A 10,516-nucleotide genomic window follows, 5' to 3' on the forward strand; every position below is an offset into this window, starting at 1 on the left:
GTACGTGCGCACTGTCACCGAGCCTTTGTAGTCTGGTGACGTAAGACTGCGCATACGAGGAGGAGCGCCACCTCGCCGCCGCCGGTCCTCGGTAGTGGCCCCCGGAGACGCAAGAGGATCCCCGGGAGCTTCGATCGAAGACCGGCCCGCACCCAAGGCGCGCTTCTCCACCTCGTCCCTCTGCCACACGGGCAGCAGCGGACAAAAGACGTAACAGACGAAAGTAACGGAGAAAACGCTAGTGGAGAACGAGACCCACTACGCCGAGGCCGTCATCGACAACGGCTCCTTCGGCACCCGCACCATCCGCTTCGAGACGGGCCGGCTGGCCCGCCAGGCCGCCGGCTCCGCCGTCGCCTACCTCGACGACGACACCATGGTGCTGTCGGCCACCTCGGCCTCGAAGAACCCCAAGGACAACCTCGACTTCTTCCCCCTCACGGTGGACGTCGAGGAGCGGCAGTACGCGGCCGGCAAGATCCCCGGCAGCTTCTTCCGCCGTGAGGGCCGTCCCTCCGAGGACGCCATCCTCACCTGCCGCCTCATCGACCGCCCGCTGCGCCCGTCCTTCAAGAAGGGCCTGCGCAACGAGATCCAGGTCGTCGCCACGATCATGGCGCTCAACCCCGACCACCTGTACGACGTCGTGGCGATCAACGCCGCGTCCGCGTCGACGCAGCTGGCCGGTCTGCCCTTCTCCGGCCCGGTCGGCGGCGTCCGCGTCGCGCTGATCAACGGCCAGTGGGTCGCGTTCCCGACGCACACCGAGCTCGAGGACGCCGTCTTCGACATGGTCGTCGCCGGTCGCGTCCTGGAGGACGGCGACGTCGCGATCATGATGGTCGAGGCCGAGGCCACCGAGAAGACCATCCAGCTGGTCAAGGGCGGCGCCGAGGCGCCGACCGAGGAGGTCGTCGCCGCCGGTCTGGACGCCGCGAAGCCCTTCATCAAGGTGCTGTGCAAGGCCCAGGCCGACCTCGCCGCGAAGGCCGCCAAGCCGACCGCCGAGTTCCCGATCTTCCTGGACTACCAGGACGACGTCCTCGAGGCGCTGACCGCCGCGGTCAAGCCCGAGCTCACCTCCGCCCTCACCATCGCGGGCAAGCAGGAGCGCGAGGCCGAGCTGGACCGCGTCAAGGGTCTGGCCGCCGAGAAGCTCCTCCCGGAGTTCGAGGGCCGCGAGAAGGAGATCTCCGCCGCGTACCGCTCGCTGACCAAGTCCCTGGTCCGTGAGCGCGTCATCAAGGAGAAGAAGCGCATCGACGGCCGCGGTGTCACCGACATCCGCACCCTGGCCGCCGAGGTCGAGGCCATCCCGCGCGTGCACGGCTCCGCCCTGTTCGAGCGTGGCGAGACCCAGATCCTGGGCGTCACCACGCTGAACATGCTGCGCATGGAGCAGCAGCTGGACACCCTCTCCCCGGTGACCCGCAAGCGCTACATGCACAACTACAACTTCCCGCCGTACTCCGTCGGTGAGACGGGCCGCGTCGGCTCCCCGAAGCGCCGCGAGATCGGCCACGGCGCGCTCGCCGAGCGCGCGATCGTGCCGGTCCTGCCGACGCGCGAGGAGTTCCCCTACGCGATCCGCCAGGTCTCCGAGGCGCTGGGCTCCAACGGCTCGACGTCCATGGGCTCGGTCTGCGCCTCCACCATGTCGCTGCTGAACGCCGGTGTGCCGCTGAAGGCCCCCGTCGCCGGTATCGCCATGGGCCTGATCTCCCAGGAGATCAAGGGCGAGACGCACTACGTCGCCCTGACCGACATCCTCGGTGCCGAGGACGCGTTCGGTGACATGGACTTCAAGGTCGCCGGTACCAAGGACTTCGTCACGGCCCTCCAGCTGGACACGAAGCTCGACGGCATCCCGGCCTCCGTCCTGGCCGCCGCCCTCAAGCAGGCCAAGGACGCCCGCCTCCACATCCTCGACGTGATGATGGAAGCGATCGACGTCCCGGACGAGATGTCCCCGAACGCTCCGCGGATCATCACGGTCAAGATCCCCGTGGACAAGATCGGTGAGGTCATCGGCCCGAAGGGCAAGATGATCAACCAGATCCAGGAGGACACCGGCGCCGACATCACGATCGAGGACGACGGCACGATCTACATCGGTGCCGCCGACGGTCCGGCCGCCGAGGCCGCCCGCGCCACGATCAACGGCATCGCCAACCCGACCATGCCGGAGGTCGGCGAGCGCTACCTGGGCACCGTCGTGAAGACGACGACCTTCGGTGCGTTCGTGTCGCTGCTCCCGGGCAAGGACGGTCTGCTGCACATCTCGCAGATCCGCAAGCTCGCCGGCGGCAAGCGCGTGGAGAACGTCGAGGACGTCCTCGGCGTGGGCCAGAAGGTCCAGGTCGAGATCGCCGAGATCGACTCCCGCGGCAAGCTCTCCCTGATCCCCGTGGTCGAGGGTGAAGAGGGCGACGAGGCGAAGGACGACACCGACAAGTGACGTCCCGTAGCACCCAGGCGACGGCCCGCACCTCTTCGGAGGGGCGGGCCGTCGCCCGTACCCAAACCCTCATCAAGGGCGCGAACGGCATCGGTACGGTCCGCAAGACGACGCTGCCGAACGGCCTGCGCATCGTCACCGAGACGCTGCCCTCGGTCCGCTCGGCCACCTTCGGCATCTGGGCGCACGTCGGCTCGCGCGACGAGACGCCGACGCTGAACGGCGCGACGCACTACCTGGAGCACCTGCTCTTCAAGGGCACCAAGAAGCGCAGCGCGCTGGACATCTCGGCTGCCATCGACGCGGTCGGCGGGGAGATGAACGCCTTCACCGCGAAGGAGTTCACCTGCTACTACGCGCGCGTGCTCGACACCGACCTGCCGCTCGCCATCGACGTCGTCTGCGACATGCTGACCGGCTCGCTCATCGAGGAGGAGGACGTCGACGCGGAGCGCGGCGTGATCCTCGAAGAGATCGCGATGACCGAGGACGACGCCGGCGACGTCGTGCACGACCTCTTCTCGCACACGATGCTCGGCGACACTCCGCTGGGCCGCCCGGTTCTCGGCTCGGTCGACACGATCAACGCGCTCAGCAGGAACCAGATCACGCGCTTCTACAAGAAGCACTACGACCCGACGCACCTCGTCGTGGCCGCGGCCGGAAACGTCGACCACAACAAGGTCGTCCGCCAGGTCCGCGCCGCCTTCGACAGGGCCGGTGCCCCGCAAGACCTCGCCGCGCCGGTCGCCCCGCGCGGCGGCCGCAAGACCCTGCGCACCGCCGGGCGCATGGAGCTCCTCGGCCGCAAGACCGAGCAGGCCCACGTCATCCTCGGCATGCCGGGCCTCGCCCGCACGGACGACCGCCGCTGGGCGATGGGCGTGCTCAACACGGCGCTCGGCGGCGGCATGTCGTCCCGTCTGTTCCAGGAGGTCCGGGAGAAGCGCGGCCTCGCGTACAGCGTGTACTCGTACACGTCGGGCTTCGCCGACTGCGGCCTGTTCGGCGTCTACGCGGGCTGTCGGCCCAGCCAGGTGCACGACGTGCTGAAGATCTGCCGCGACGAGCTGGACCAGGTCGCGCAGCACGGCATCAGCGACGACGAGATCAGCCGCGCGATCGGCCAGCTCGCCGGTTCCACGGTCCTCGGCCTCGAGGACACCGGGGCGCTCATGCACCGCATCGGCAAGAGCGAGCTGTGCTGGGGCGAGCAGATGTCGGTCGACGCGATGCTGGAGCGCATCTCGGCGGTGACCCCGGACGAGGTGCGCGCGGTCGCACGCGACATCCTGGGACAGCGCCCGTCCCTGTCGGTCATCGGCCCGCTCAAGGACAAGCAGGCCGCGCGCCTGCACGAAGCGGTCGCGTAAACCGTTTTCAGTACGCACCGAAGGAACTGGGAGATCATGAGCAAGCTGCGCGTGGCGGTCATCGGGGCCAAGGGCCGCATCGGCTCCGAGGCCGTACGGGCCGTCGAGGCGGCCGAGGACATGGAGCTGGTCGCGGCCCTCGGCCGTGGCGACAAGCTGGACACCCTCGTCGAGTCCGGCGCCCAGGTCGCGGTCGAACTGACCACGCCCGACTCGGTGATGGAGAACCTGGAGTTCTGCACGGGACACGGCATCCACGCGGTCGTCGGCACGACCGGCTGGACCGACGAGCGCCTCGCGCGGCTCCAGCAGTGGCTCGCGGACTCCCCGGAGACGGGCGTGCTCATCGCCCCGAACTTCTCCATCGGCGCGGTCCTGACCATGAAGTTCGCTGAGGCGGCGGCGCCGTACTTCGAGTCCGTCGAGGTCATCGAGCTGCACCACCCGAAGAAGGTCGACGCCCCGTCCGGCACGGCTGCCCGCACCGCGCAGTTGATCGCGGCGGCACGGGAGAAGGCGGGCAGCGCCCCCGCTCCCGACGCCACGGCCACAGCGCTCGACGGAGCGCGCGGCGCGGACGTCGACGGCGTCCCCGTCCACTCGGTCCGCCTGCGCGGCCTGCTGGCGCACCAGGAGGTCCTCCTGGGCGCCGAGGGCGAGACGCTGACGATCCGGCACGACTCGCTGCACCACAGCAGCTTCATGCCCGGCATCCTGCTCGGCGCCCGCAAGGTCACCACGAACCCCGGCCTCACCTTCGGCCTGGAACACTTCCTCGATCTGAACGGCTGACCTGCTGCGATGCGCGCGAAATTCACCTACGCCGGCACGGCCCTGGTCCTGGTCTTCTACTTCGTCCTGGCCGGCGACCGCGGCGTGATGCTCCTCCAGCAGGGCACGGCGCTGACGATCACCTTCGGTGTCGCGGTGCTGATCCTGCCGCTGATCGGGGTGTGGTTCCTGTGGGCGAACACCCGGTTCGTCACCAAGGCCAACCGGCTCGGCGAACTCCTGGAGGCGGAGGGCGGCCTGCCCGTCGACGAACTCCGCCGCGACCAGTACGGCCGCATCGACCGCGACTCCGCCGACGAGGTCTTCGCCCGCCGCAGGGCCGAGACGGAGGACGCGCCGGGGGACTGGCGCTGCTGGTTCCGCCTCGCCGTCGCCTACCGGGACGCACGGGACACCCCGCGCGCGCGAAAGGCGATGCAGCGCGCGATCGCACTCCATGAGGGCCGCTCCGTGGGCGTCTGAGCCACGTACGAAGGGGCGGCACCGGCATCGTGCCGGTGCCGCCCCTTCGTCGTACGCGTACGTGCACGCGCGCGTGCGTCAACGTTGGGCGCGGTACTCCTCGGCCCAGACCTCGATGGTGTCGGCGGCCCGGTCGAACGCCGTGCCCCGCCCCAGGAAGTCGGCGCTGTGACTGGTGAGCAGCGTCGTCCGATCCCCCTGCTGATCCCGCTGTACGAGGACCAGCGCCTGCCCCTGCACGGTGCGGGGCAGCCCGAGCCAGCGCACGGGCTGCTGCACCGTGCGCGCGGTGGCGACCCGGTCCCACGGCGCCGTCCGGGTGACGAAGAAGGCGACGTGCCGCACCCCGCGCGCGCTCACCCAGGTGCCCATGCGCAGCAGCCGCAGCGCCGCCGCGATGATCAGCACCGCGAGCACGCCGCAGACCGTCGCGGCGGAAGTGTCGCCCGCGACGGCGATGATCACCGAGGCGAACAGCACGTACGACGCCAGGAGCAGCAGCAGCGCGGCCGCGCCCACCCGGTACGGGCCCGGGCGGTAGGGGCGGCGCCACTGGTCGCGGTCGTCGAAGGGCAGCGGGATGTCCGCGGCCTGGTCCAATGCACGGTCGGCCGTCAGGAAGGGCAGGGGCACGACGGGTCCTCACTCGGTCCATGCGGTATGGGGCTGTGCCCGGTGAGGCTATCCGGGGTCGCACCGCCCTTCCACTCCAGGGGGTCCGGAGGGGGCGGGGGCCGGCCGGCGACCGTCAGCGGCTGTCGGCTGCCTCCGACTGCTTCACGTGCTGCGAGGTCTGATCGATGGACAGGGCCGGCATGCCGATCAACAGTGCGCCGACGAGACCGGCCACGACGGTGAGGCCGACGAGGGCGCGGCCTGCGCGCTGCCCCGCGGAGGGGCGTTCGCGCGCGGGCGGTGTGACGTTGCTGCGGAACTTGTCGGCTTCGGCTATGAAGGCGAACGGTACGGGCTCGCGCCGACGGAACATGGGACTGCTTCTCCTCAAGCGACTCGTGATGCTCGATCAAAAATGTGTTCATCTACACAGACGAGCGATCGCTTCAAAGGGTGCCCTGTTTCACCAAATTCACCAAACTTCGCTCCTCTTCGCCGGAGATCGTCGTGACAAGCGAGCGAATGCCCTGTTGTCAGTGGCGGCCCGTAGAGTGGGCGCCGCCCTTGCGAAGTGATGGGAAGGACCCCGGCAGCATGACCGAAACCCCAGCTGAAGACCTCAAGCCGACGTTCCGCGGCGACGTCACCGTCGAGCTGGTGAAGCACACCGCGAGCGACACGGACGTGCTGTTCGCGGCCCGCGTCTCCACGCTCGGCGAGCAGTCGATCGACGAGCTGTCGAAGGACCCGGAGCGCTCCAAGGGCCTGATCAACTACCTGATGCGGGACCGGCACGGCAGCCCCTTCGAGCACAACTCGATGACGTTCCTGATCAGTGCCCCGATCTTCGTCTTCCGGGAGTTCATGCGGCACCGCGTGGGCTGGTCGTACAACGAAGAGTCGGGTCGTTACAGGGAGCTCCAGCCGACGTTCTACGTCCCGGACGCCGAGCGCAAGCTGGTCCAGGAGGGGCGCCCGGGCAAGTACCAGTTCGTCGAGGGCACGCAGGCGCAGCAGGAGCTGACGGGCCGCGTGATGGAGGACTCGTACCGTCAGGCGTACGAGGCGTACCAGGAGATGCTGGCCGCGGGTGTCGCCCGCGAGGTGGCCCGCGCGGTGCTCCCGGTCGGCCTGTTCTCGTCGATGTACGCGACGTGCAACGCGCGCTCGCTGATGCACTTCCTCGGCCTGCGCACGCAGCACGAGCTCGCCAAGGTGCCGTCCTTCCCGCAGCGGGAGATCGAGATGGTCGGCGAGAAGATGGAGGCGGAGTGGGCCGCCCTCATGCCGCTCACGTACGCGGCGTTCAACGCCAACGGCCGCGTGGCGCCGTAGTTCGGGCACCGGCACAGATGTACGGATGCTCGTCTGAAGTGTCCGTATTGCGGCTTTTCGGAAAGTTCATCTAGCCTGATCAAACGGACCCGGCACTGCTTGAACCCCCGAGCAGGCAGTGCCGGGCTCCACCTTTGTTCCGACTTGTCGCATCCCCCGAGGGGGGACCCGGTACTGAGCAGCGAGTAGCGTGTTACCCATGGCTCCGACCTCGACTCCGCAGACCCCCTTCGGGAGGGTCCTCACCGCCATGGTCACGCCCTTCGCGGCGGACGGCGCACTCGACCTCGACGGCGCGCAGCGGCTCGCCGCCCACCTGGTGGACGCAGGCAATGACGGCCTGGTCGTCAACGGCACCACCGGCGAGTCCCCGACCACCAGCAACGCGGAGAAAGCGGATCTCGTACGAGCCGTCGTCGAGGCCGTCGGCGACCGAGCCCACGTCGTCGCGGGCGTCGGCACCAACGACACCCGCCACAGCATCGAGCTCGCCCGCCAGGCCCAGCAGGCCGGCGCGCACGGCCTGCTCACGGTGACGCCGTACTACAACAAGCCCCCGCAGGAGGGCCTGCTCCGCCACTTCACGGCGATCGCCGACGCCACCGAGCTCCCCGTGATGCTCTACGACATCCCGGGTCGCAGCGGCGTACCGATCAACACCGACACGATCGTCCGTCTCGCCGAGCACCCGCGCATCGTGGCCAACAAGGACGCCAAGGGCGACCTCGGCCGCGCCTCCTGGGCCATCGCCCGCTCGGGCCTCGCCTGGTACTCCGGCGACGACATGCTCAACCTGCCGCTGCTCTCGGTCGGCGCGTGCGGCTTCGTCTCGGTCGTCGGCCACCTCGTCTCGCCCGAGCTGCGCGCCATGCTCGACGCCTTCTCGAACGGTGACGTGCACAAGGCGACCGAGATCCACCAGAAGCTGCTCCCGGTCTTCACCGGCATGTTCCGCACGCAGGGCGTCATCACGACGAAGGCCGCCCTCGGCCTCCAGGGCGTGCCCGCGGGCCCGCTGCGGCTGCCGCTCGTGGAACTCACCCCCGAAGAAACGGCCCAGCTCAAGATCGATCTTGCTGCCGGCGGGGTACAACTCTGATCACAGACTTGGCAAAGCTTCACAACTGAATGAACAGAATCACCAACTGAACAGCAAGACCCAGGAACCACCACAACTGCTATTGCACGAACGTCATGCGCGCCACGTGCCTACAGGTACGTGGCGCGCGTGTTTGAGGAGAGTCTTTTGAGTCATCCGCATCCTGAACTCGGCGCCCCGCCGAAGCTTCCGAAGGGCGGCCTGCGCGTCACCCCGCTCGGCGGCCTCGGTGAGATCGGGCGCAACATGACCGTCTTCGAGTACGAAGGCCGTCTGCTGATCGTCGACTGCGGAGTGCTCTTCCCCGAGGAGGAGCAGCCCGGAATCGACTTGATCCTGCCGGACTTCACGTCCATCAGGGACCGTCTCGACGACATCGAGGGCATCGTCCTCACGCACGGCCACGAGGACCACATCGGCGCCGTCCCGTATCTCCTGCGCGAGAAGCCGGACATCCCGCTGATCGGCTCCAAGCTGACCCTCGCGCTCATCGAGGCGAAGCTCCAGGAGCACCGCATCCGCCCGTACACCCTCGAGGTGTCCGAGGGGGAGCGCGAGCGCCTCGGCCCGTTCGACTGCGAGTTCATCGCGGTCAACCACTCCATCCCGGACGCGCTGGCCGTCGCCATCCGCACTCCCGCGGGCATGGTGGTCCACACCGGCGACTTCAAGATGGACCAGCTCCCGCTGGACCGTCGCCTGACCGACCTCCCGACGTTCGCCCGGCTCGGCGAGGAGGGCATCGACCTCCTGCTCACCGACTCGACGAACGCCGAGGTCCCGGGCTTCGTCCCGCCCGAGCGCGACATCTCGAACGTGATCCGCGGCGTCTTCGCCAGCGCGCAGAAGCGGATCATCGTCGCCTCCTTCGCCAGCCACGTGCACCGCATCCAGCAGATCCTGGACGCCGCGCACGAGTACGGCCGCCGGGTCGCCTTCGTCGGCCGCTCGATGGTCCGCAACATGGGCATCGCCCGCGACCTCGGCTACCTGAAGGTGCCGGCCGGTCTCGTCGTGGACGTCAAGACGCTCGACGACCTCCCCGACAGCGAGGTCGTCCTGGTCTGCACGGGCTCCCAGGGCGAGCCGATGGCGGCCCTGTCCCGCATGGCCAACCGCGACCACCAGATCCGGATCGTCTCCGGTGACACGGTGATCCTGGCTTCGTCCCTCATCCCGGGCAACGAGAACGCGGTCTACCGCGTGATCAACGGCCTGACCCGCTGGGGCGCGAACGTGGTCCACAAGGGCAACGCCAAGGTGCACGTCTCGGGCCACGCGTCCGCGGGCGAGCTCCTGTACTTCTACAACATCTGCAAGCCGAAGAACCTGATGCCGGTCCACGGCGAATGGCGCCATCTGCGCGCCAACGCCGAGCTCGGCGCCCTCACCGGCGTTCCGCACGACCGCATCGTGATCGCGGAGGACGGCGTCGTCGTCGACCTCGTCGGCGGCAAGGCGAAGATCTCCGGCAAGGTCCAGGCCGGTTACGTCTATGTCGACGGCCTCTCCGTGGGCGACATCGGCGAGCCCGCGCTCAAGGACCGCAAGATCCTCGGGGACGAGGGCATCATCTCGGTCTTCGTGGTGGTGGACTCCAGCACCGGCAAGATCACCAGCGGCCCGAACATCCAGGCCCGCGGTTCCGGCATCGAGGACTCGGCGTTCCACGCCGTCATCCCGAAGATCCAGGAAGTCCTGGAGAAGTCGGCCCAGGACGGCGTCGTCGAGCCCCACCAGCTGCAGCAGCTCATCCGCCGCACGCTGGGCAAGTGGGTCTCGGACACGTACCGCCGACGCCCGATGATCCTTCCGGTCGTCGTCGAGGTCTGAGGCACGTAAGGAGCGGGGCGCCTCGATTTGCATCGGGGCGCCCCGCTCCAGTACGTTTACGGCTCCGCTCAGGGGGAACCCGCCGCACTCACGTGCACGGACCAACTCCCCGACTGGGGCGGGAAATTCCGACTCAGAATCTCTGATAAAGTCGGAACCGCCGAAAGGCAAAGGCCCTCCAACGGCCACCGGAAATGAAATCCGAACCGGAGACGGAACGGAAAACGGATCTGGTAGGGTTGGACACACGAAATACCGAAGGGAAGCGCCCGGAGGAAAGCCCGAAAGGGTGAGTACAAAGGAAGCGTCCGTTCCTTGAGAACTCAACAGCGTGCCAAAAATCAACGCCAGATATGTTGATACCCCGTCTCCAGCAATTTGCTGGGGCGAGGTTCCTTTGAAAAGTCCTGTCGGCCTTTGGCTGGCAGGCGCACAGCGAGGACGCTGTGAACGGTCGGATTATTCCTCCGACTGTTCCGCTCTCGTGGTGTCACCGGGACATCCCGGAAACATTCACGGAGAGTTTGATCCTGGCTCAGGACGAACGCT

9 protein-coding genes are annotated in these 10,516 nt (G+C 68.3%); 7 read left to right on the forward strand and 2 right to left on the reverse strand.

Features of this window, described 5'->3' with window-relative positions:
- Positions 1-241 precede the first annotated feature (241 nt).
- From ACIA8D_RS04155 to ACIA8D_RS04170, 4 genes are read left to right on the forward strand one after another with little or no spacing between them, the layout of a single operon-like run.
- A complete protein-coding gene (locus ACIA8D_RS04155) occupies positions 242-2,458 on the forward strand; it encodes a polyribonucleotide nucleotidyltransferase (protein WP_399228499.1) in 2,217 nt (738 codons plus the stop codon).
- On the forward strand, positions 2,455-3,831 hold the full coding sequence (locus tag ACIA8D_RS04160; RefSeq protein ID WP_399228500.1) for a M16 family metallopeptidase: 1,377 nt from the start codon (positions 2,455-2,457) through the stop codon (positions 3,829-3,831). The genes ACIA8D_RS04155 and ACIA8D_RS04160 overlap by 4 nt, the downstream gene beginning before the upstream one ends.
- A 36-nt stretch (positions 3,832-3,867) precedes the next feature.
- Positions 3,868-4,623: a 4-hydroxy-tetrahydrodipicolinate reductase gene (dapB, locus tag ACIA8D_RS04165; RefSeq protein ID WP_399228502.1), complete on the forward strand. Its 756-nt coding sequence runs from the start codon at positions 3,868-3,870 to the stop codon at positions 4,621-4,623.
- A gap of 9 nt (positions 4,624-4,632) precedes the next feature.
- Positions 4,633-5,085 (forward strand): hypothetical protein, encoded by a 453-nt coding sequence (locus ACIA8D_RS04170; RefSeq protein ID WP_399228503.1) that lies wholly within the window; start codon positions 4,633-4,635, stop codon positions 5,083-5,085.
- Between the two features lie 78 nt (positions 5,086-5,163).
- On the opposite strand, the gene ACIA8D_RS04175 is transcribed toward ACIA8D_RS04170, so the two are convergent.
- Together ACIA8D_RS04175 and ACIA8D_RS04180 are read right to left on the reverse strand one after the other, a co-directional pair.
- Entirely contained in the window at positions 5,164-5,718 is a 555-nt protein-coding gene (locus ACIA8D_RS04175) for a hypothetical protein (RefSeq protein ID WP_399228505.1), read from the reverse strand.
- 115 nt (positions 5,719-5,833) lie between these two features.
- On the reverse strand, positions 5,834-6,073 hold the full coding sequence (locus ACIA8D_RS04180) for a hypothetical protein (RefSeq protein ID WP_399228507.1): 240 nt from the start codon (positions 6,071-6,073) through the stop codon (positions 5,834-5,836).
- Positions 6,074-6,294: 221 nt separating this feature from the next.
- Here ACIA8D_RS04180 and thyX point away from each other — a divergent pair, with 221 nt between their 5' ends.
- From thyX to ACIA8D_RS04195, 3 genes are all read left to right on the forward strand, one after another.
- On the forward strand, positions 6,295-7,035 hold the full coding sequence (gene thyX / locus ACIA8D_RS04185; protein ID WP_399228509.1) for an FAD-dependent thymidylate synthase: 741 nt from the start codon (positions 6,295-6,297) through the stop codon (positions 7,033-7,035).
- A gap of 199 nt (positions 7,036-7,234) precedes the next feature.
- Positions 7,235-8,134 carry a 4-hydroxy-tetrahydrodipicolinate synthase gene (dapA, locus tag ACIA8D_RS04190; RefSeq protein WP_399228510.1) on the forward strand — a complete coding sequence of 300 codons (900 nt, stop codon included), beginning with the start codon at positions 7,235-7,237 and terminating at the stop codon, positions 8,132-8,134.
- Between the two features lie 147 nt (positions 8,135-8,281).
- Positions 8,282-9,967, forward strand: a complete 1,686-nt coding sequence (locus tag ACIA8D_RS04195) for a ribonuclease J (protein ID WP_399228512.1) — start codon at positions 8,282-8,284, stop codon at positions 9,965-9,967.
- Positions 9,968-10,516: the final 549 nt, after the last annotated feature.

Source organism: Streptomyces sp. NPDC051684, from assembly GCF_044453445.1.
Classification (GTDB): Bacteria; Actinomycetota; Actinomycetes; order Streptomycetales; family Streptomycetaceae; genus Streptomyces.

Bases quoted from the DNA above. Each gene is read 5' to 3' on its own strand.
- ACIA8D_RS04170 (WP_399228503.1), top strand. From the start codon at position 4,633: ATGCGCGCGAAATTCACCTACGCCGGCACGGCCCTGGTCCTGGTCTTC.
- dapB (WP_399228502.1), top strand. From the start codon at position 3,868: ATGAGCAAGCTGCGCGTGGCGGTCATCGGGGCCAAGGGCCGCATCGGC.
- thyX (WP_399228509.1), top strand. From the start codon at position 6,295: ATGACCGAAACCCCAGCTGAAGACCTCAAGCCGACGTTCCGCGGCGAC.
- dapA (WP_399228510.1), top strand. From the start codon at position 7,235: ATGGCTCCGACCTCGACTCCGCAGACCCCCTTCGGGAGGGTCCTCACC.
- ACIA8D_RS04180 (WP_399228507.1), bottom strand. From the start codon at position 6,073: ATGTTCCGTCGGCGCGAGCCCGTACCGTTCGCCTTCATAGCCGAAGCC.